Here is a 20,007-nt window from a genome sequence, read left to right as displayed (position 1 = left end):
CGGACGACGAGGGGAGCGCCGTGGGCGCGGGTCGGATCGTTCTCTGGCGGCACGCCAGGACGGCGTACAACGCGTCGGCGCGGCTGCAGGGGCAGATCGACATCCCCCTCGACGCCGTCGGCCGCTGGCAGGCCCGCACGGCCGCCGCGCGGCTGCTCGGACGGCACGAGCCGACCCGGGTCGTCAGCTCCGACCTGACGCGGGCGCGCGAGACGGCCGCGGCCCTCGCGTCGGCCGCCGAGCTCGACGTCGTGCTCGACGAGCGCCTGCGCGAGCGGGCCTTCGGCGAGTGGGAGGGCCTGAGCGGCGAGGAGATCGCCGAGCGGTGGCCCGCCGAGTACGCCCTGTGGCGCGGCGGCGGCGAGCCGGAGCGCGTGGGCGCCGAGATGCGTGCCGCGGTCGCGGCCCGGATGGCCGAGGGCGTCGCGGCTCACGTGGCGACGCTCGAGCGGACCGACACGCTCGTGGTCGTCTCGCACGGCGCCGCGCTCTCGTCGGTGGTGGCGGAGCTGCTCGACCTGCCGGCCGCGTCGCGCGCCTTCGCGGGCATGCTCAACGCGCACTGGGCCGAGCTCGTGGCCGCCCGCAACGACGTCCGCCCCGCGTGGCGCCTCGTCGGCTACAACGTCGGCCCGTCCGACGTCTCGACCGACTGGAACGCAGGCCCCGACCGCGCCGGCGACGTCGACCCCGACACCGAGACGCGCGATCCGGACTGATCGGGGTGGTCCGGGCGGCGCCCGGCGCCGATTTCCGTTCCGGGGCGCGTTCGTCCTAGACTCTCCGAGCGCCTCCGGGCGTGAACGGGGCTGTGGCGCAGCTGGTAGCGCACCTGCATGGCATGCAGGGGGTCAGGGGTTCGAGTCCCCTCAGCTCCACCGTTCTTGCAGGTCAGGGGCCACGTCGAGATCCCGAACCGAGGGGTCTGACGTGGCCGCTTGACGTTTACCGGACAGCTTGCGGTCATCGCTCGACCTGGCTAGACCTCGCTAGGAGGCGCGCGTCGCGTCCTGGCCGCCCGTGTGCACACCTGGCCGGGGCCGCCCCTGTTCACGCAGCGCGCGCCCCGCATCCACCCTTGACCCTTTGCGCAACCCGTGAATAATTGCGGATATGGACAATCAAGGCGCGACTGGGCGCTTCGCAGCCCTCGCTGATCCCGTCCGTCTCGCGACGGTTGAGGTCCTGTCACGGGGCCCGTGCAGCGCCGGGGAGCTGGCGCGTCACGCCTCGGTCTCACCGTCCGTCATGAGCCGCCACCTTCGGACCCTTCAGGAGGCCGGCCTGGTCACCGACAGTCGCGACCCGCACGACGCACGCCGCCGCGTCTTCACGCTGCGCGATGAGGGGCTGGTCGCTGCCAGAGCCTGGATGGACCAGGTGCAGGCACAGTGGAACGAGCAGCTTGCAGCGTTCCGCGCCCACGTCGAAGCGCCCTCGCGCCGGCGGCCGGGCCAATGAACCGTCCGGACGGCGCCGCAGGCCGATCTGAGCGCCCGGAAGCCCGTGCGAGCATCGACGTGGGGGTGCCGCCTGCGCGAGCGTTCGAGGCGTTCACGGCCGAGATCGGCTCGTGGTGGATCCCCGGGCCGATCAACTACTTCGACGCCGGACGGTCTCCGACGATGCACGTCGAGACTCGGCTCGGGGGACGAGTGCTCGAGGTGTACCCCGACGGCGAGCTCGTCATCGCTGAGATCACCCGATGGGAGCCCGGCGTCCGCCTCACCTATCGAGGGGTCGTCGACGACAGCCAGACCGACGTCACCTTCGAACCGACGACCATGGGCACCCGAGTGCACGTGCACCAGTACCTGCGCGACGGTGGCGAGCGGGCATTCCTGTTCTGGCCCAACGTCATCGGCTGGCTCGTCCCTTGGTGCGACAGCCAGGCCATCGGAAACCCGACAACTGAGAGGTAGGAGATGGACCCCATCGAGATCCTGCGCTCTGCCCGGGCGGCGGTGCTCCACGACTGGCCCTCCGAGGACGTCCCCCGCGCCCTCGTCCTCGCGGGCCTCGACGTCACCTTCCAAGGTGGCCCCGACCCGACAGATCTTTACGTCATGCGACTGGTCGATGGTCATCCGGAAACGAGCCCGGTCACGGGCCTGCCCGAACGAGCGGACATCATCTACAGCCACCGGCCCGCGGCAGAGCTGCCCGGTCTGCTGGCGCAGGCTCAGCGACTCGGTGCCGCCACGCTCTGGCACCAGTCCGGCCGCAACGAAGAAGGCGAGAAGGACGCCACTGGCGTCTACCTCACACCCACCGAGGTAGAGCACATGACGGCGCTCGCACACGCGGCAGGCGTCGCGTTCGTCAGCGCGCCCTACATCGTCGCCGCTGCAGCGGCCGCCCGCTCCCACTAGCGCGACCCCTGGCCTGCGCCCCGACCGTGCGGAGGAGTCGTTCAGCCGGGCTGCGCACGTCTGACGGACACGGGGCCCGGTCGGCGATCCGACCGGGCCCCGCGTCGTTCGTCGGTGCGGATCAGCTCTCGGCGTTCTTGACCGCCGCGATCGCCGTGTCGAGCGCGGTCTTCGCGGCGTTCATCTTGTCTTCGGCGGTGCGCAGCGCCTGCAGCTTCGTCTGCGCGGTGGCGGCGTCGTCGACCGGCTTGTAGCTGCCGATCGGGTCGATCGCTCGGGCGGCGTCCGTCGCGGCGGTCAGGTTGTCGAGCAGAGCCGTGTCCTCGACCTTGCCCGTGGCCTCGGTCGCCAGGTCGCGCGCCTCGGTGATGCTCGAGCTGAGCTCCTGGTAGGCGTCGGCCGCGACGTCCGTCTCGCTGGCGGCCGCGTGGTTGGCGGTGGCGACCTCGTCGTCCTTCGGCGAGCCGCCGGCGCTCGAGGCGCACGCCGCGGCGACGGCGCCCACGCCGAGCGCCAGCACGGCCGTGACGGCGGCCGTCGTGAGGCGGCGGAGAGCGGTCGAGGTGGTGTGGCTCATGGGGTGCGACATCCTTCGCGTCAGTTTCGTTCGGTGGTCGAACTAAACCTATGCGGTTCACAGGACCGAGCCGGGCCGTCAGGCCTCGATCGCGCCGCGAACCGTGTGGGATACCTAACAGCGCTCGCCGCGCGACCCCGCTCAGGCCCGGAAGAACGTCCGCAAGTCGGCCGCGAGGACACACCCAGGTCAAAGACCGTGCCCCCCGGGGGAGACGGCCTCTTTTGGCGTCGAGCGGCCAGGAACGACCGCGCCGCGCCGGCAACGATGACGGCCGCGAACCCCCGAGCTGCTGGCTGGCCGCGCCCCGGGCCCGACCGGGGTTGACCGCCATCGGGGCAAAACGTACGGTGCAGTAACCCAACGTCCCGGATAGTGAGATTGCCCATGAGGCTGTTTCCGACTGTCCACGCCGCCGTCCCGTTGCCTGACGCACACCGCGACCACCTGCAGCGGCACGGCCTCGTGCTCGTCGGCGCCGACGAGCGGCCCGACGTGGTGCTGGTCGCGGCCGATGCGCGCGTCGCGCGTCCTGGGGCGCCCGGCGTCATCGTGGTTCCGGCCGGCCCGGTATCGGGCACGCCGGACTGGCTGCGCGACCGCGGCGTCGAGATGCGTGCTGCGGCACCCTCGACGATCGCCGTCGGTCGCCCGCTGCCCGGCGGCGCCCCCGGCCCGGACCTCCTCGCGTGGACGTCGGGCGATCCGCTTCGCGTGGTCGCGACGCTCGGCACGGAGCACGGCGCGGCCGTGCGGGTCAGCGGGCCCTTCGACGCCGACGGAGCTCGCGGCGCGGCGGTCGTGGCTGCCGTCGACGACGCCGAGGGTCGGCTGGTCGTCCTGGGGATCGACGTGCTGGCTGCGGGGGAGGACGGTGCAGCGCTGCTGCTGAACGCGGTGAGCTGGGCCGCGCCGCCGCTCGCCGACGATGCTTCGCGATCCGCTCGCGCGGCGCTCCCCGCGGCCTGGACGATCCTGCGCGACGCCGTGCAGGAGCTGCGCACGCTGCAGGCGCACGACGGGTCCGTGCCTGACGAGGTCGAGCACGCGCGGGCCTCCGAGCTCGTGGCGACCGCGTCCGCCGCGATCGCCACGCTCGCGCCGGGGTTCCCGCACGACGAGGACTACCTGGTTGCCGTCACCAAGGACCTGGCCCGCTGGGTCGACGGCGGCTTCGGCGTCCCGGACTTCCTCGACTCGTTGCTGCTGTTCCACCCGGAGCGGGCGCGCGTGGACGGGCTCCGGCACCTGGTCGTCCTCCCGATGTACACGCAGAACGGCAGCACGGACCGCCGCTTCGAGGCCGTGCTGTTGGAGGTGCGCTGGCCCGAGGTGGCGGCGCGCCTCGAGGCCGAGCGGTTCTCGAACTCCCTGTTCGTGCCGGTGCGCTTCCTCGGCTTCACCGGCGGGTACGACACCCACTCGGCCGTGCTCTTCCCCGAGACCGTCGCCGTCCGCGAGCTGCCGGCGTTCACGTGGGGCGCGATCTTCGCCGACCGCGAGACCGCCCGCTTCCGGCGCGTGGTCCGCGCGGCCGCGGACACCACGCGCCTCGCACTGCCCCCCGACGCGGCCCGGATGCTCGCCGACCAGCGGCTCGCCGAGGAGGTCTTCGTGCTGTGGGACCTGGTGCACGACCGCACCCACATGCGCGGTGACCTGCCGTTCGACCCGTTCATGATCAAGCAGCGCATGCCGTACTTCCTCTACTCGCTCGAGGAGCTGCGCTGCGACCTGACCGCGTTCCGCGCCGCCGTCGAGCTCGAGCGCGACGGCGTGCCGCACGCCCGGCTGGTGCAGTACGCGATCGTCTTCGACCGCATTTTCCGGTTCCCGATCTCCGGAACGCGGGTGCGGAACTACGACGGCCTGGGCGGTCAGCTGCTGTTCGCGTGGTTGCACCAGCACCACGTGGTGGACTGGACGGACTCCCGCCTGCGCATCGACTGGCTGCGCGTGCCCGGGGCGGTCGTGGCGCTCGCCGAGCAGATCGAGCAGCTGTACTGGCGCTCGATCGACCGGCCGAAGCCCGCCCACTGGCTCGCCGCCTACGCGCTGGTGTCCGGCACGGTGAGCCCGCACCCGGCGTCCGTCTGGGCGCAAGGCCCGGAGGCGCTCCCGCTGGACGGCCCACCGAAGGGTCTGACGGACGCCGTGCTCGACGACGAGTTCCCGCTGTCGATGTTCTACGAGGCGCTGGGTCGCAAGCTCGCGGACGTGGTGGCGTCGACGTCCGGCATCACGGACTGAGCGAGTGTCACCGGCCGGGCAGACGGCGCCCGGCCGGTGCGGCGTGCGGGGGCAACGCGCGCGTCGACCGACCGCGATCGCGCTGGTGGCGCTGCGTAGACGAGGCACTGGCGGACCGGCGCCTGCCCACCCGAGCGCGCCCTCGCGAGCGACGAGCCGGTCGGTTCATTGACACGGCGGATCCACGTGGATAACGTCCCGCTTGCCTTTCGTACAACGATGAACGAAGGAGGGCGCCATGCGCCGCTCGCGCGCCGTGGGACGTGCCGGACTCGGGACCGGCATGTCGTTCGTCGGGCCGTTCCTTCTGGTCTACGCCGCGTTCCTGCTCTACCCGCTCGTCCAGGCCGTGCGGATGAGCCTCTACGACTGGGACCTGCTCGGCATGGCGCCGCAGTGGCGCGGAGCCGACAACTACGTGCAGATGCTCTGGGGCACCCAGATGGAGTGGGACCTCGCGCACCTGTGGCAGCTGAGGCTGCTGATCCTGGTGGTCGCGGCCCTCGTCGCGTGGAGGGCTGCACGGTCCCGGTCGCGGATCCAGTACTGCGGCGTCGCGGCGCTTCTCCTGCTCGCGACGGTGCTCGGTTTCCATCCCGGACCCGACGGGATGTGGTACGACCCGTTGTTCTGGGAGTCGTTCACGCACACGCTCCAGTTCACGCTCATGTCGACGCCGCTCATCATCGGGCTCGGGCTGGCCATGGCTCTCGCGGTGAACAACTCCCGGCACCGCGGCGGCAAGATCTACCAGGTCGCATTCTTCGTGCCGTACGTCCTGCCGATCTCGGTCGCAACCCTGGTGTGGACGAACGTCCTCAGCCCGGGGCGCGGAATCCTGTCGGCATTTCTCGCGAACTTCGGCGTCGAGCCGATCTCGTGGCTGGGGGACCAGCACCTCGCGATGCCGGCGATCGTCGTGATGACCGCCTGGTGGACCGTCGGGTTCAACCTCGTCATGTTCTCGGCGGGCCTGCAGGACATCGACCCGACGCTCTACGAGGCGGCCATGCTCGACGGCGCCAACACGTGGCACCGATTCCTGCACGTCACGATGCCGGGGCTCCGACACGTCACCGCCCTCGTGCTCGTGATGCAGATCATCGCCGGCTTCGTCGTCTTCGGTCAGGTGAACATCATGACGAGCGGCGGCCCAGGGAATGCGACGCGAACCCTCGTCCTCCACCTCTACGAGACGGGCTTCACGCAGAAGCACCTCGGTGCCGGGGCGGCGATGGCCCTCTTCCTCTTCGCGGTGATGTTCGTGATCTCGCTGGTGCAGCTGCGCCTCATGCGTGAGGAGAAGTGACGTGGTGACTCAGATCAGCCGTTCGGCGCCGCCGGTCGAGGCGGACCGGCTTGCGGAGAATGCCGCCGAGCGCCCACGCAGCAGACGCAGGATTGCCGGTTCTGTCGTGTACCACGTGCTGATGGCGGTGTGCGCATTCATCTGGCTCGTCCCGCTGTTCTGGATGCTCTCGATGTCGCTGAGCAAGGACGAGGCGCTTCGGGTGAATGCGTCGAGCCTCATCCCGCAGGACTTCACGTTCGAGAACTTCCGCAATGCCTTCGCGATCAGTCTCGTGGGGCGGTGGTTCCTCAACTCCGTGATCGTGACCGCCAGCACGACGGTGCTCACCGTCGCGCTCTGCACCATGGCGGGCTACGCGTTCGCGCAGGTGCCGTTCAAGGGACGAGCGGTGCTCTACGCACTCGTCCTCGGCGGGCTCATGGTGCCGTTCGAGGCCGTATTCATCCCGCTGTTCACGATGTTTGCCGGCGTCGACCAGCACAACACGTACCACGCACTTGTCCTGCCGCGACTCGCGTCCGCTCTCGGCGTCTTCGTGATGACGCAGTTCTTCTCGAAGGTTCCGAAGGAGTACTCGGAAGCCGCGATGGTCGACGGTGCCGGAAGGTGGACGGTCTTCTTCCGGATCATGGTGCCGCTGGCGCGGCCCGCGATGCTCTCGCTGGGAATCATCGTCTTCGTGTGGAGCTGGAACGACTACATCTGGCCCCTCGTCTCGGTTTCCGACCGGGAGATGTTCACCATCACGCCGGGGCTCGCGTCGCTCAAGCTCCAGTGGTCCAACGCTCAGAATCTCGGATCGATCATGGCGCGCGGGGTCGTCGGGGCGGCGCCTGTCCTCATCGTGTTCCTGCTCTTCCAGCGGCACCTTATTCGGGGAATCACACTGTCGAGCGGTGAGAAATAGTCTCGTCCCCGGAGACTTTTCGCGACCGCGCGCAGTTCAGCGCAGTTCGGGCTTGTGACAGAAAGGGAATCGGCAATGAAGCGGAGACCATTTGTCAGCGCTGCGACGCTGGGCGTCGCGGCAGCATTGATGCTCGCGGGGTGCTCCCAGAGCGGGGCCGGCGGCGACTCCTCGCCGGGTAGCACCGTCGCGGCGGGCGATCTCGCGTCGAAGATCGCCGCCGTGACTCCTGAGCAGCTCAAGGGCACGAAGCTCACCGTGGCCGACTACCACGGTCAGTGCCCCGAAGCCACGGACGGCGTCACGGACCTGTCGAAGGCGACCAACCAGTGCGACACGTTCGGGATCCTCGTCAACAAGTTCAACGCGTCCGGCACCGGCATCACGGTCGAACGCGTCGCGAGCGCGGACTGGAACGACTACATGGCCGCGATCGACACCTCGTTCGCCGGGCATCAGCAGGCGGACGTCATCGAGATGAACGGCTCGCGCGTCGCTCCGTACGCGTCCCGCGGCCTGATCCTGCCGATCGACGCCGCCAAGTACGGCGTCGACATCCCGGAGCTCACTGAGGCGGGGGCGTCGGCGGCGACCATCGACGGCACGCAGCAGGCCATCCCGTTCGACATCGCCGCCGAGCTCATCAACGTCAACCTCGACATCCTCGGCGACGCCGGGGTGCTCGGCCCCGACGGGTCGTTCGTACCGCCGAAGAGCGCCGACGAATTCCTGCAGCTGTGCAAGACCATCAAGGAGAAGACCGGCAAGCAGCCGTTCGGCCTCGCGTTCGTCGACGACATGGCGTCGACGTGGCTGTTCATGACGAGTGTGTGGCAGCAGGGCGGGGACTTCGTCAACGCGGATGGTTCCGCGCCCACGGTGAACACCCCGGAGGCGGAGAAGGCGCTCACGTTCCTCAACGAGCTCATCAAGCTCGGCTACGTCGACAACTCCGCCGACTACGCGACGTCCAACCAGGACTTCCTCAACGGTGACGTCGCGATGGTCTTCAACGGCGGGTGGGAGGTGAACAACTTCGTCACGCAGGCGAAGTTCCACTACTACGCGACGGACTTCCCCAACCTCTGGGGCAAGCCCTCGGTACTGGCCGACTCCGACGTCTGGACGGTCTCCCGGAACAAGGGTGACGACCCGGTCAAGTACCGAGCCGCGCTCGAGTTCCTGAAGTTCCTCACGGACAACAACGCGGGCTGGGCCCGGGGCACGGGCCTCATCCCGGTGACGAAGGAGGTGCTCGCGTCCGACGAGTACCGCAGCCTTCCGCAACGTGCGAACTACCTGAAGACCGCCGAGAGCTACGCCCACATGCCTCCGCAGGTGGCCGACTACAGCGCGCTCGAGGCGGCGATGAGGGCGGGCGTCACGAACTCCACGCTCAACGGCGTCGCCCCTGACGCGGCGTTGAAGGAGGCCCAGGCGCAGGCCGAGCGGGACTTCAAGAGGTAGCGGAGACGCGCCGGCCGCAGACGGTCGACGCCCTCGGCAGCCAGGGGTGGGATCGCGGTTCGTGCTCAGCCGCGGTCCCACCCCGTCATCCACCAAGCACCTCTCTGCAGGTCACAGATGCGGAAGGATGTCCCCGTGCCGGTCACCATGCGCGACGTCGCCGAGCGGGCCGGCGTGTCGATCAAGACCGTCTCGAACGTGCTCAACGGGTACTCCTACCTGCGCCCGGCGACCCGCGAGCGGGTCGAGGTCGCCATCGCCGAGCTGGGCTACCGGATCAACATGTCCGCCCGGCACCTGCGCAAGGGCCGCACGGGGATGATCGGGCTGGCGCTCCCGGAGCTGGCACACCCATACTTCGCCGAGTTCGCCGACCTGATGATCGTCGAGGCGGAGAAGGTCGGCTTCCGGGTGCTGATCGAGCGGACGGGCGCCACTCGTGACGGCGCGCTGACGTCGCTCGACAGCTCCCAGCGTCGCATCACGGACGGCTTGATGTTCTTCCCGCTGGGTCTGGACCCGGACGACGGTGAGCTCCTCGCCGTCGACTACCCGCTGGTGCTACTCGGCGAGCGGATCTTCGGCGCGCCCGTCGACCACGTCACGATGGCAAACGTAGAGGCGGCGCGCGCCGCCACGGTCCACCTCGCGGAGCAGGGCTGCCGACGGATCGTGGCGCTCGGCGCACGGCTCGACGAGGGGATGGGTTCGCCCACGCTGCGACTCGAGGGGTATCGGGAGGGCCTGGCCTCGGCGGGGCTCGCGTTCGACCCGGCGCTCGTGGTCGAGGTGGACCCCTGGACGCGCCAGACCGGCGCCGACGGGATCGCTCGCCTCCTGGACTCGGGCGTGGACTTCGACGGGGTCTTCGCGATGAACGACTCGATGGCCTTCGGCGTCCTGCACGAGCTGCACACCCGGAAGATCGCGGTGCCGGAGGACGTCGCGGTCATCGGGTTCGACGACGTGGACGACGCGGGTTTCCACGAGCCCCCGCTGTCGTCGATCGCACCTGGCCGCGTGCAGATCGCCCGCGAGGCCGTGCGCATGCTCGTCGAGCGCATCGACGGCGACACCCAGCCGCCTCGGCTCGCGATAGCCGACTTCGAGCTCCGGGCGCGCGAATCGTCCCGGCGCCCCCAGCCGGCGCTGTCGAAGGTCGACGCAGCCGGCTGACGGAGGTCAGACGTCCCGAGCCACCAGAGCCCTTCGCCGCAGCAGGGCTCGTCTTCCGGACGGCGTGCGACGTCCCGCCACCTCACGGTTCGGGCGCGAGCACCCGCGACCGACGGGACCACCGGATCCTGACCTGCACCGACCGCACGAAGCAGAGCGCGACCGACACCGACGACAAGGAACAGAGAGAGATGACCACAGCGCGCATCACCGTGGATCCCGGCTTCGTCGTCGGTCCCGTGCGCAGGCGCACGTTCGGTTCGTTCGTCGAGCACCTCGGCCGGAGCGTCTACACGGGCATCCACGAGCCGGCCCACCCGAGCGCCGACGACGGCGGCTCCAGGACAGATGTGCTCGAGCTGGTGCGCGAGCTCGGGGTGAGCACCGTGCGATATCCCGGCGGCAACTTCGTCTCGTCCTACCGCTGGGAGGACGGCGTGGGTCCGCGCGAGCAACGCCCGGTGCGGCTCGACCTCGCGTGGCACTCGGCCGAGCCGAACACCTTCGGGCTCGATGAGTTCATGCGCTGGTGCGTCAAGGCCGGCGTCGAGCCGATGATGGCCATCAATCTCGGGACGCGGGGCATCACCGAAGCGCTCGACATCCTCGAGTACTGCAACGTCGCCGGCGGGACCGCGGTGTCGGAGCAGCGTCGTCGCAACGGTGCCGAGCGCCCCTACGGCGTGAAGATGTGGTGCCTCGGCAACGAGCTGGACGGGCCCTGGCAGGTCGGCCACAAGACGGCCCACGAGTACGGCCGGCTCGCGGCCGAGGTGGGCCGGGCGATGCGCATGGTCGACCCGGACCTCGAGCTCGTCGCGTGCGGCTCCTCGAATACGGGCATGCCGACGTTCGGCGAGTGGGAGCGGGTGGTGCTCACCGAGACGTACGACGTCGTCGACCTGATCTCGGCGCACGCCTACTACTGGGAGGAGGACGGCGACCTGGGCTCGTTCCTCGCGTCCGCCGTCGACATGGACGAGTTCATCGCCGGGGTGACGGCGACGGCAGACGCGGTGGGCGCCGCGAAGAAGACCGACAAGAAGATCCACGTCTCGTTCGACGAGTGGAACGTCTGGTACCAGACGCGTGCCGAGTCGAAGGTCCCCGAGGGCGCCGACTGGCCGGTGGCGCCGGTGCTGCTGGAGGACAGGTACAACGTCGCGGACGCGGTCGTGGTCGGCAACCTCCTGATCTCGCTGCTGCGTCACACCGACCGAGTCCATTCGGCGTCGCTCGCGCAGCTCGTCAATGTGATCGCGCCGATCATGACCGAGCCCGGCGGCCCGTCGTGGCGCCAGACGACGTTCCACCCGTTCGCACTCACGGCGCGCCACGCCAAGGGCGACGTGCTCCGCGTGTCGGTGAGCTCCGAGACCTACGACACGGCGAGGTTCGGTGCCGTTCCGGTCATCGACGCCGTGGCGACGCACGACGAGGAGACGAGCGAGATCACCGTCTTCGCCGTCAACCGTTCGGTGGGTGACGCGACTCGCGTCGCCGTGGACCTGCGGGCGTTCGGTGACGGCAGCGTGATCGAGGCCCTCGAGCTGTCCAATCCGGACCTCACCTGGCACGCCACGGCAGAGGACTCGACCTCGGTGCTGCCGAAGCCGCTCGCCGACGTCAAGGTCGAGAGCGGGCGGCTCACTGCCGTCCTGCCGCCGGTCAGCTGGGCGATGATCCGCATCTCGACCGCGTGACGGGTCGCCGGGCCGCCCTGCCGCGCCCTACGCGTACGGCTCCGTGCCGGGCGCGGCCGTGTAGCCGAGCTCGTGCCCCGTGGACCACTCCGCGACGAGGAGCGTCGCGTCGTCCTGGAGGACGCCGTGCTGGTACTCGAGCACGTCGCGCGCGACGAGCCGCAGAGTCTCCGGGGCCGGGAGCCCGCCCGCGGTCGAGCGCTCGAGCTGGTCGACGAGCCGCTGGAGCCCGAACTGCGTGCCGTCGGGCGCCCGCGCCTCGGTGACGCCGTCGGTGTAGAAGATCACCCGGTCACCGGGCTCGAGCCGTTCCTGGCCGACGGTGGCTGCACGCTCGCCGAGGCCCAGCAGGGCGCGGCGACCGTCGTCGAGCGACTTCACGACCTTGCCGTTCCGCATCAGGAGCGGCGCGGGGTGCCCGGCGTTGACGTAGCGCAGCTGGCCCGTCTGCAGGTCCAGCTCACCCACCACCGCGGTGACGAAGGACTCCCGCCGACCCTGCAGCTCGACGAACCTGTCCATGGCCCCGAGCGTCTCGGCGAGGTCCAGGCTCTCGCGACGGCTGTTGCGCAGCGCGGCCAGGGCGACCGCGGCCAGCATGGTGCCGGGCAGGGCGTGCCCCGTCGCGTCCATGACGGCGAGATGCGCCACGCCCTCGATCACGCTGTAGTCGAACGCGTCGGCCGCGACGTCGTACGTCGGCTCGAGGATCGCCGAGACGACGATGTTCCAGGCCCCGAAGGTGAGGGGTGGCAGGAGGTCCAGCAGGAGCTCCGACTCCACCGAGCGCCGTCGCAGCCGCGTGACACGCCGCAGGGCGTCCCCGTAGGGGGACTTCGCGGCGAAGAGGTGGCCGGCGTTCTCGGCCAGGACGCGGTAGGCGTCCTTCACGGCGCGCGAGCCGACGTCCGTGCCGGCGGGCAACCCGAACCGCACGACGCCGAACCGGTGGACCCCGTCGAGCAGGGGCACCCACAGCGCGACCTCGTCGCCGTGCGCCTGCACCGGCTCGAGCAGCCGGAACGCGCGCCCGGCGAGGGTGCCGTCGATCGACAGCGGAGCGGCGACCTCCTCGGCGTGCGGACCGACGGGGATCAGGACCCGCTGCTCGTCGTCGGCGAGGAAGACCTGCGCGGTCCAGCCGATGACGCGGGCCGCCTCGGCGAGCGCTTCCGGGAGCTCGCCGGGCGCGGCAAGGTGTGCGCGATCGAGGAAATCGCGCGTGGCGTCCAGCACCCCGGGCTCGGGTTCCCGTCCTCCCATGAGCCGACCGTAACCGCCGCGGCCGGTCAGGGCTCGGGCGAGTCGCGCGCGCTGCGAGGGGCGCCGCGCCGGACGGGTTCGTGCCCCCGCAGGCACCACGGTGCGGGTGGGCTCAGCGAACGTCGAGGACGAGCGGAAGGATCACGTTGTCGATCATGCGGACGACGAAGTCGTCGTCCACGCGCTGGCCGGCGACCACCTTGCGGTAGGCGATCATCGCCGGTGCGACGGACGCGACCATGTCCAGGTCGACGTCGTCGCGCAGCTCACCGCGGAGCCGGGCCCGTTCGAGCAGGTCGCGCATCAGTGTGATGCGGGACCGGACGAACTGGGCGTGGAACACGGACGCGACCTCGGGGTTCTCCCGGACGGCCGACATCAGGCCGGACATGATCTCGGTGTCGTCGGGCCGGTGCCGCCCGAACCGGACGGCCATCAGGTCGTCGCGCAGGCTGCCGGTGTCGGGCAGGTCCTCGATCGTCAGAGGGACGCCGGTGCCGCAGGTGACGGCGTCGACGGTCATCTCGACCTTCGACGCCCAGCGGCGGTAGACGGTGGCCTTGCCGGCGCCGGCGCGCGCGGCGACGGCGTCCATCGTCATGCCGTCGAAGCCACGCTCGGCGAGCAGCTCGCGCGCCGCGAGAAGGATCGCGTCGTCCTTCGAGTCGTCGCGCCGGCGCCCCGCGCGGCGCGCGACGACGTCGTCTGCCGCCTGGGCGCTGGTCATGGCGCTCCTCCCGCTCCGTGCCGGGCCTCAACCTACCGTTGACGTCAACGATACTGGGGGGTTTCGGAACTAGCGAGTTCTGGAATACTCTCGGAGGCATCGACCACGACGTCCCAGGAGCATCGCCATGTCGTCACCGGACCTCACCGCCCCGCCCCCCGAGGGCCGCCACCGCTGGCTCGTCCTCGCGACGGTCGCGCTGGCCCAGCTCATGGTCGTGCTCGACGCGACCATCGTGAACATCGCGCTGCCGTCGGCCCAGCAGGACCTCGGGTTCAGCGACAACGACCGCCAGTGGGTCGTCACCGCGTACGCGCTCGCGTTCGGCAGCCTCCTGCTGCTCGGCGGGCGGCTCTCCGACATGTTCGGGCGCCGCCGCATGTTCCTCATCGGACTCGTCGGGTTCGCCGTGGCCTCCGCCCTCGGCGGTGCGGCGCGGAGCTTCGAGTTCCTCGTCGGCGCCCGGGCGCTGCAGGGGATGTTCGCCGCCGTGCTCGCACCGTCGGCGCTGTCGGTGCTCACGACAACGTTCACGATCCCGAAGGAGCGCGCCCGCGCGTTCGGGGTGTTCGGCGCGATCGCCGGCATCGGCGGCGCGATCGGCCTGCTGCTCGGTGGCTACCTGACGGAGAACTTCAACTGGCGCTGGAACCTCTACGTCAACGTCTTCATCGCGGCGATCGCCCTGGTCGCGGGCACGATGCTGCTGCCGCGGCGCGAGGAGACGCACAGCACGCAGATCGACGTCCCGGGCGTCATCCTCGGCTCGACCGGGCTGTTCGCGCTCGTGTTCGGCTTCTCGCAGGCCGAGCCGAAGGGCTGGGACGCGCCGCTCGTCTGGGGCTCGCTCGCGGCGAGCGTCCTGCTCCTGGCCGCGTTCGTGGTGCGGCAGCGGTCGGCCGCGCACCCGCTGCTGCCGCTCGAGGTCGTCGTCGACCGCGACCGCGGGGCAGGGTTCCTCTCGATCCTCGTCGCCGGATCCGGCATGTTCGGCGTGTTCCTGTTCCTGACGTACTACCTGCAGCTGACGCTCGGGTACTCGCCGCAGCAGACCGGCGTCGCGTTCCTGCCGATGGTCGTCTTCATCATCATCACCGCGCAGATCCAGACGAACATCCTGGTGCCCCGGATCGGGCCGAAGGTGCTCGTGCCGGTGGGCATGGTGATCGGCGCGCTCTCGATGCTGTGGCTCAGCACGCTCGAGGCCGGGAGCGGGTACCCCCACGTGCTCGTCGGCCTCATCGGGATGGGCATCGCGATGGGCTCGATCATGCCGTCGTCGTTCCAGTTCGCGACGCTCGGGGTCGCGCGACGGCAGGCCGGTGCCGCCTCCGCGATGGTCTCGACCAGCCAGCAGGTCGGCGGCGCGATCGGGACCGCCGTCCTCAACACCCTCGCGGCGACCGCGGCGACCGCGTACGTGCGTGACCACGGGCCGGCGACGCCCGACGTGATCGCCGCCGGTGCGCTGCACAGCTTCTCCGTGGCGTACGTCTGGTCGGCAGGGATCTTCGTGCTCGGCGCGATCGTCGCGGCGAGCCTCTTCCGGACCCGGACCGACCGCGCGGCTCGTGCGGCCGTCGAGCCCACCCCCGAGCTGGCGGAGGGGCCGGTGCTCGCGCACTGAGGGTGTCGGATCCGGCCGATGGCGTCCGTCGCGGCGCGGTCGCGGGTGAGCGGCGCGCCGCGCGCCGTGCGTCACGTCCACGAGGCGCTCGTCAGCCCTGCCGCGTCGCCACCCATCGGTCGAGCTCGGGCGTCGAGCCGCCGGGCAGGTAGCCGCCCTCGAGGTGCGCGGCATGCCCGACGCCGGGCTGGATGCGCCACGGGACCCCGAGCAGGTCGGACAGTGCGCGGACCGAGGCGTAGCGCGGCGGGGGAGAGTTCGCACCGACCGTGAGCACGACGTTCACGGCGGGGGCGAACGGTCGCGGCTCGAAATTCCGGAACATCGCGAGCTCGGCGCCCACGGTCGCGCTGTCGGCGGTGGTGCACGTGGGGTCCCACGTCGGTCCGTACAACGCTCGGCCGAAGCCCGCGACGCCGTCGTCGGCGAACCCCTGGACGACGTGCCGCAGCAGCCCGGGCGCGAGCGAGCCCGCCGCCGGCTCGTGGAGCAGGGCGCCGGCCAGGGGCGCGCCCCGGGCGGCGAGCTCGAGCCCCAGCGTCGCGCCGCCGCTGACGCCGATCACGTAGGCGCCGACGCACCAGGGGGCGAGGAACGCGAGCTCGGTGTCCAGGTCGCCCGACTGAGGTCGAGCCGGGGTCTCGACGCGGAGGCCCGTCCGGTGGGCGATCGCCCTCGCGGTGGGCTCCCAGACGGCCGGGTCGACGGCGGCACCGTGGACGAGCACGACATGCATGGCGTCACTGTAGGGACGCGACATGGCACCGCCGAGAGTCCGGCGAACCCGACCCAGAACTGTCGAGGGACGGAGACCGGCCGGAAACAATCCGTCCCTACGTTCCTCGCATGGCCACCCCCTTCGCGTCCCTGGGAGACGCGACCACGAGTGTGTATACAACCGCGTATGCATCTCTGGATGCAGCATTCGGGGAGTCCCGCGCATGACGGGCGGGACCGTCCCTCTGCTCGCCGTCGAGGGCCTGACGAAGCAGTTCGGCAGCCTCGTCGCCAACGACGACGTGAGCTTCACCGTCCGCGCGGGCGAGGTCCACTGCCTGCTGGGCGAGAACGGCGCCGGGAAGAGCACGCTGGTCAAGGCGCTCTACGGCATCCACCGGCCTGACGGCGGCCGCTTCGTGGTCGACGGCGCCGAGGTGGACATCGCCTCGCCCGCCGTGGCCCGCGACCTCGGCGTCGGCATGGTGTTCCAGGACCTGCGGCTGGTCCCGGCGCTGACCGTCTGGGAGAACGTCGCCCTCCAGCTGCCCGACACGGCGCGCGTGCTGCACCGGCGCGCCATCCAGGACCGGATCGCCGCGGCGTCGCTCGAGTACGGCCTCGAGGTCGACCCCACGGCCCGCGTGCGCGACCTCTCCATCGGCGAGTGGCAGCGCGTCGAGCTGCTCAAGGTGCTGCTCGCCGGCGCGCGGCTGCTGATCCTCGACGAGCCGACCAGCGTGCTCACGCCGCAGGAGGTCGGCGCGCTGTTCAGCGTGGTCCGGCGACTCGCCGCGCGCGGGGTCGGCGTGGTGCTCATCGCGCACAAGATCGGCGAGGTCCGGCAGATCGCCGACCGCGTCACGGTGCTGCGCGGGGGGCGCACGGTGCTCGCCGACGCCGACCCGGCGTCGCTCTCCGACGACGAGCTCGTGCAGGCGATGGTCGGACGCAGCGTCACGGCGGTCAGCCGCCGCGACCGCGGCGTCGACCCCGTCACCGGTGCGCCGTCCGACGAGCCGGCGGTGGGCGCGGGCACCGCGGCGGTGCCGCCCGACGCGCCGTCGGTGCTGTCCGTGCGGGCGGTCGACATCGAGCGGCCCGACGGGAGCCGTGCGCTCGCGGGCGTGGACCTCGAGGTCGCGGCCGGCGAGATCCTCGGCGTCGCCGGAGTGGCCGGGAACGGCCAGGCGGAGCTCGTCGACCTGCTGGTCGGCGCCGTCACGGCGTCCGCCGGCGAGGTCCGGGTCGGCGGCGAGCCGCTCACCAGCCCACTCGCGTTCCGGCGCGCCGGGGTCGTCGACGTCGTGCCGCACCCGAGCCGGCAGTTCGTGGTGCGGACGCTCACGATCGGCCAGCACGCCGCCCTCTGGGACTCGGCCACCACCACGGGCAAGCGGTTCGACGTCCGGGCAGCGATGCGGCGGTTCGCCGGGCGCGACGCCGAGGCCGGCCTGCGCACCGCCGAGCCGCGCCGCCGGCTCGACCGCCTGTCCGGCGGCAACGTCCAGCGCGTCATGCTCACGCTCGCGCTCACGGGCGACGCGCGGCTCGTCGTCGCGTCGTACCCCACGCGCGGGCTCGACGTGCTGACGGCCGCCCGCACGCACGAGCTGATCCTCGACGCCCGGGCGCGCGGCGCCGCCGTCGTGCTCGTGTCCGAGGACCTCGACGAGCTGCTCGCGCTCAGCGACCGCGTCGCCGTGCTGAGCGGCGGCCACGTCGCCGGGATGGTGTCGGCGGCGTCCGCGACGCGCGAGCAGCTGGGAGCCCTGATGACCAGTGACCTCGGTGAGGGGGTGGCCGCATGAGCGTCGTCGACGAGCCCGTCAAGGCCCGCACGGCCGGCCGGGCGACCCGCCCCGCGCCGGAGGACTACCTCGGCCGCCCTTGGTGGCACCGCGCGGTGCTCGCCGTCGCCGCGTACGCCGTCTGCCTGCTGGTGTTCGCCGCCTTCGCGGTGGCCCAGGGTGCCAACGCGTCGACGCTGTTCAGCACGATGCTGAACTCGTCGGTGCTCGACTGGCAGACGCTGCAGCAGACGCTCATCCGGTCGGTCCCGATCGTGCTCGCGGCGCTCGCGTGCACCGTCCCGGCGCGCGCCGGACTTGTCAACGTCGGCGGCGAGGGCCAGATCATGATCGGCTCGGTTGCCGCGATCGGCGTCGGGCTCGGGCTGCACGGCCGCGGCGGGCTCGTGGGCTGGACGCTGATCGCGCTCGCGGGCGCGCTCGCGGGTGCGGTCTGGTGCGGCATCTGCGGCTGGCTCCGCGTGCGGCTCGGCGCGTCGGAGTCCGTGACGACGCTGTTCTTCAACTTCATCGCCGCCGACGTGATGCTCTACGCGATCTACGAGGTCTGGCGCGACGGCGGCGCCGGCAGCCTGCCGCAGACGCGGCCGCTCGCGCCCGAGCAGATGCTCCCGAAGATCGGCTCGCTCGACCTCACCTGGGCCGTGCCGCTGACCCTCCTGGTCGTCGTCGTGGTCTGGTTCCTGCTCACGCGGACGGGCTGGGGATTCGCGCTGCGGGTCGCCGGCGGCAACGTCGAGGCCGCGCGCCGCTCGGGCCTGCCCGTGCGGCGGCTGCTCCTCGGCTCGATGGCAGCGGGCGGCCTGCTCGCGGGGCTCGGCGGTGCGCTCAACCTCATGAGCGTCGAGGGGGCGCTGCGGCCGGGCATGACGGCCTCGTTCGGGTACGTCGCGTTCCTCGCCGCGTTCGTCGGCGGCAACAAGCCGTTCGCGGTGCTCGGCTCGGCGGTGCTGTTCAGCGCGATCGCGAACAGCGGCAACGGCCTCCAGCTCACCGAGGGGCTGCCCGGCAGCACGGTCAACGTCCTGCTCGGTCTCATCGTCCTGACGACGCTCTTCGTCGCCGGGCGCCGGAAGGAGGAGTTCGCCTGATGGACGCGTTCGAGCAGATGCTCGTCGGCGCGCTGAGCGTCGGCACGGTCCTGCTGTTCCCCGCGCTCGGAGAGCTCGTGTCGGAGCGCAGCGGGGTCATCAATCTCGGCACCGAGGGCGGGATGCTCGCGGGCGCCATGACGGGGGTCGGCGTGGCGCTCGGCACCGGCAGCCTGCCGCTGGGCCTCGCCGCCGGCGTCGCCGCCGGGGCGGTCGCCGGGCTGGTGCACGCCGTCGCCGTGGTCCGGTGGCGCGCGAACCAGCTCGCCAGCGGCCTCGTCGTCTGGTTCCTCGTGCTGGGCGTGACGTCCGTGGTCGGCGCCGGGTTCTACGGCGAGGTCGTCGACCCGATGGCCCCGATCCGCATCCCGTTCCTGGCCGACCTGCCGGTGGTCGGCACCGCGCTGTTCGACCAGTCGCCGCTCGTCTACCTCGGCTACGTGCTCGTGCCGCTGACGTGGTGGGTCGTCCACCGCACCCGGGCCGGGCTCGTGCTCTGCGCGACGGGGGAGCGGCCCGAGGTCGTGCTCGCCGCGGGCCGTCGGCCCCAGCTGACCCGGATGGTCGCCGTCGTCACCGGTGGCGCGCTCGCCGGTCTGGGCGGCGTGGCGCTGACCCTCGGATCGGTCGGCAACTGGAGCGACGGCATGACGAACGGCTACGGGTTCGTCGCCGTGGCGATCGTCTCGTTCGCGCGGTGGAGCCCCGTCTGGACGATGGCCGGCTCGTACCTGTTCGGGTTCGCGCTCGCGGCCGGGACGGTCGTCCAGGCGCACGGCGTCGCCGTCAACCAGTACGTGCTCGACGTCCTGCCGTACGTGCTCACCGTGCTCGCGCTCGTCCTCACCTCGGCGCGCGGTCGGTGGTGGGGCCCCGAGTCGCTGCGTGCGGCCATCGGATCGTCGCTCTGACGCGCCCTCCGGCCCACCCCTCCGACCTACCCCTCCGGCCTACCCCTCCAACCCACCCGTCCGGCCCCGTCCCTCCGACCGCACGCCTTCCCGAGC

The 20,007-nt window shown here is 71.4% G+C and carries 18 protein-coding genes and 1 tRNA gene; 15 read left to right on the top strand and 4 right to left on the bottom strand.

The genetic code is table 11. The features are described from left to right. The first annotated feature begins 20 nt into the window (after positions 1-20). The 5 genes from QRT04_RS03235 (at position 21) to QRT04_RS03215 (ending at position 2,372) form a co-directional block, all read left to right on the top strand. The gene (locus QRT04_RS03235; protein ID WP_289453458.1) at positions 21-719 is read left to right on the top strand and encodes a histidine phosphatase family protein; all 699 of its coding nucleotides are present in this window, start codon (positions 21-23) and stop codon (positions 717-719) included. An 86-nt stretch (positions 720-805) separates the two neighbouring features. After that, positions 806-878, top strand: a tRNA-Ala gene (locus tag QRT04_RS03230). A gap of 235 nt (positions 879-1,113) precedes the next feature. Beyond that, the gene (locus QRT04_RS03225) at positions 1,114-1,461 is read left to right on the top strand and encodes an ArsR/SmtB family transcription factor (RefSeq protein WP_289453457.1); all 348 of its coding nucleotides are present in this window, start codon (positions 1,114-1,116) and stop codon (positions 1,459-1,461) included. 65 nt (positions 1,462-1,526) lie between these two features. Next, complete coding sequence (locus QRT04_RS03220; protein ID WP_289453456.1) at positions 1,527-1,922, top strand: SRPBCC family protein; 396 nt, start codon at positions 1,527-1,529, stop codon at positions 1,920-1,922. A 3-nt stretch (positions 1,923-1,925) separates the two neighbouring features. Further along, positions 1,926-2,372: a CoA-binding protein gene (locus QRT04_RS03215; protein ID WP_289453455.1), complete on the top strand. Its 447-nt coding sequence runs from the start codon at positions 1,926-1,928 to the stop codon at positions 2,370-2,372. Positions 2,373-2,493: 121 nt separating this feature from the next. On the opposite strand, the gene QRT04_RS03210 is transcribed toward QRT04_RS03215, so the two are convergent. Further along, complete coding sequence (locus QRT04_RS03210) at positions 2,494-2,949, bottom strand: hypothetical protein (protein ID WP_289453454.1); 456 nt, start codon at positions 2,947-2,949, stop codon at positions 2,494-2,496. Between the two features lie 897 nt (positions 2,950-3,846). Here QRT04_RS03210 and QRT04_RS03205 point away from each other — a divergent pair. The 6 genes from QRT04_RS03205 (at position 3,847) to arfA (ending at position 11,764) form a co-directional block, all read left to right on the top strand. Next, positions 3,847-5,199 carry a DUF6421 family protein gene (locus QRT04_RS03205; protein ID WP_407653602.1) on the top strand — a complete coding sequence of 451 codons (1,353 nt, stop codon included), beginning with the start codon at positions 3,847-3,849 and terminating at the stop codon, positions 5,197-5,199. Positions 5,200-5,437: 238 nt separating this feature from the next. Beyond that, positions 5,438-6,508, top strand: a complete 1,071-nt coding sequence (locus QRT04_RS03200; RefSeq protein ID WP_289453453.1) for a carbohydrate ABC transporter permease — start codon at positions 5,438-5,440, stop codon at positions 6,506-6,508. 1 nt (position 6,509) lies between these two features. Next, positions 6,510-7,418, top strand: a complete 909-nt coding sequence (locus tag QRT04_RS03195; RefSeq protein ID WP_289453452.1) for a carbohydrate ABC transporter permease — start codon at positions 6,510-6,512, stop codon at positions 7,416-7,418. A 222-nt stretch (positions 7,419-7,640) separates the two neighbouring features. After that, positions 7,641-8,885 (top strand): extracellular solute-binding protein, encoded by a 1,245-nt coding sequence (locus QRT04_RS03190; protein WP_289453451.1) that lies wholly within the window; start codon positions 7,641-7,643, stop codon positions 8,883-8,885. Positions 8,886-9,020: 135 nt separating this feature from the next. After that, complete coding sequence (locus tag QRT04_RS03185; protein ID WP_289453450.1) at positions 9,021-10,061, top strand: LacI family DNA-binding transcriptional regulator; 1,041 nt, start codon at positions 9,021-9,023, stop codon at positions 10,059-10,061. Between the two features lie 191 nt (positions 10,062-10,252). Further along, positions 10,253-11,764, top strand: a complete 1,512-nt coding sequence (gene arfA / locus QRT04_RS03180; protein ID WP_289453449.1) for an arabinosylfuranosidase ArfA — start codon at positions 10,253-10,255, stop codon at positions 11,762-11,764. Positions 11,765-11,791: 27 nt separating this feature from the next. On the opposite strand, the gene QRT04_RS03175 is transcribed toward arfA, so the two are convergent. Continuing rightward, positions 11,792-13,027: a PP2C family protein-serine/threonine phosphatase gene (locus tag QRT04_RS03175; RefSeq protein ID WP_289453448.1), complete on the bottom strand. Its 1,236-nt coding sequence runs from the start codon at positions 13,025-13,027 to the stop codon at positions 11,792-11,794. 112 nt (positions 13,028-13,139) lie between these two features. Continuing rightward, complete coding sequence (locus tag QRT04_RS03170; RefSeq protein ID WP_289453447.1) at positions 13,140-13,754, bottom strand: TetR/AcrR family transcriptional regulator; 615 nt, start codon at positions 13,752-13,754, stop codon at positions 13,140-13,142. Between the two features lie 127 nt (positions 13,755-13,881). On the opposite strand from QRT04_RS03170, the gene QRT04_RS03165 reads away from it, so the two are divergent. Then, on the top strand, positions 13,882-15,381 hold the full coding sequence (locus QRT04_RS03165; RefSeq protein ID WP_289453446.1) for an MFS transporter: 1,500 nt from the start codon (positions 13,882-13,884) through the stop codon (positions 15,379-15,381). Positions 15,382-15,472: 91 nt separating this feature from the next. Here QRT04_RS03165 and QRT04_RS03160 read toward each other — a convergent pair whose 3' ends face one another. Then, positions 15,473-16,117: an alpha/beta fold hydrolase gene (locus tag QRT04_RS03160; protein ID WP_289453445.1), complete on the bottom strand. Its 645-nt coding sequence runs from the start codon at positions 16,115-16,117 to the stop codon at positions 15,473-15,475. Between the two features lie 205 nt (positions 16,118-16,322). Between QRT04_RS03160 and QRT04_RS03155 the strand changes: the two genes are divergently transcribed. Genes QRT04_RS03155 through QRT04_RS03145 form a run of 3 tightly spaced genes read left to right on the top strand, consistent with a single transcriptional unit; the run spans position 16,323 to position 19,911 of the window. Next, complete coding sequence (locus QRT04_RS03155; RefSeq protein ID WP_289453443.1) at positions 16,323-17,909, top strand: ABC transporter ATP-binding protein; 1,587 nt, start codon at positions 16,323-16,325, stop codon at positions 17,907-17,909. Beyond that, entirely contained in the window at positions 17,906-19,000 is a 1,095-nt protein-coding gene (locus tag QRT04_RS03150) for an ABC transporter permease (protein WP_289453441.1), read from the top strand. Before QRT04_RS03155 ends, QRT04_RS03150 begins: the two co-directional genes overlap by 4 nt. After that, positions 19,000-19,911, top strand: coding sequence for an ABC transporter permease (locus QRT04_RS03145; protein ID WP_289453439.1), 912 nt, complete (start codon positions 19,000-19,002; stop codon positions 19,909-19,911). Before QRT04_RS03150 ends, QRT04_RS03145 begins: the two co-directional genes overlap by 1 nt. The last annotated feature ends 96 nt before the right edge of the window (positions 19,912-20,007 follow it).

The sequence above is a fragment of the Cellulomonas alba genome, assembly GCF_030362835.1.
Classification (GTDB): domain Bacteria; phylum Actinomycetota; class Actinomycetes; order Actinomycetales; family Cellulomonadaceae; genus Cellulomonas; species Cellulomonas alba.
Note: the sequence above shows the minus strand (reverse complement) of the source record. Positions and strands in the feature narration are given on the sequence as shown.

Bases quoted from the DNA above. Each gene is read 5' to 3' on its own strand.
- QRT04_RS03155 (WP_289453443.1), top strand. From the start codon at position 16,323: ATGACGGGCGGGACCGTCCCTCTGCTCGCCGTCGAGGGCCTGACGAAG.
- arfA (WP_289453449.1), top strand. From the start codon at position 10,253: ATGACCACAGCGCGCATCACCGTGGATCCCGGCTTCGTCGTCGGTCCC.
- QRT04_RS03210 (WP_289453454.1), bottom strand. From the start codon at position 2,949: ATGAGCCACACCACCTCGACCGCTCTCCGCCGCCTCACGACGGCCGCC.
- QRT04_RS03175 (WP_289453448.1), bottom strand. From the start codon at position 13,027: ATGGGAGGACGGGAACCCGAGCCCGGGGTGCTGGACGCCACGCGCGAT.
- QRT04_RS03200 (WP_289453453.1), top strand. From the start codon at position 5,438: ATGCGCCGCTCGCGCGCCGTGGGACGTGCCGGACTCGGGACCGGCATG.
- QRT04_RS03170 (WP_289453447.1), bottom strand. From the start codon at position 13,754: ATGACCAGCGCCCAGGCGGCAGACGACGTCGTCGCGCGCCGCGCGGGG.
- QRT04_RS03160 (WP_289453445.1), bottom strand. From the start codon at position 16,117: ATGCATGTCGTGCTCGTCCACGGTGCCGCCGTCGACCCGGCCGTCTGG.
- QRT04_RS03150 (WP_289453441.1), top strand. From the start codon at position 17,906: ATGAGCGTCGTCGACGAGCCCGTCAAGGCCCGCACGGCCGGCCGGGCG.
- QRT04_RS03215 (WP_289453455.1), top strand. From the start codon at position 1,926: ATGGACCCCATCGAGATCCTGCGCTCTGCCCGGGCGGCGGTGCTCCAC.
- QRT04_RS03165 (WP_289453446.1), top strand. From the start codon at position 13,882: ATGTCGTCACCGGACCTCACCGCCCCGCCCCCCGAGGGCCGCCACCGC.
- QRT04_RS03145 (WP_289453439.1), top strand. From the start codon at position 19,000: ATGGACGCGTTCGAGCAGATGCTCGTCGGCGCGCTGAGCGTCGGCACG.
- QRT04_RS03225 (WP_289453457.1), top strand. From the start codon at position 1,114: ATGGACAATCAAGGCGCGACTGGGCGCTTCGCAGCCCTCGCTGATCCC.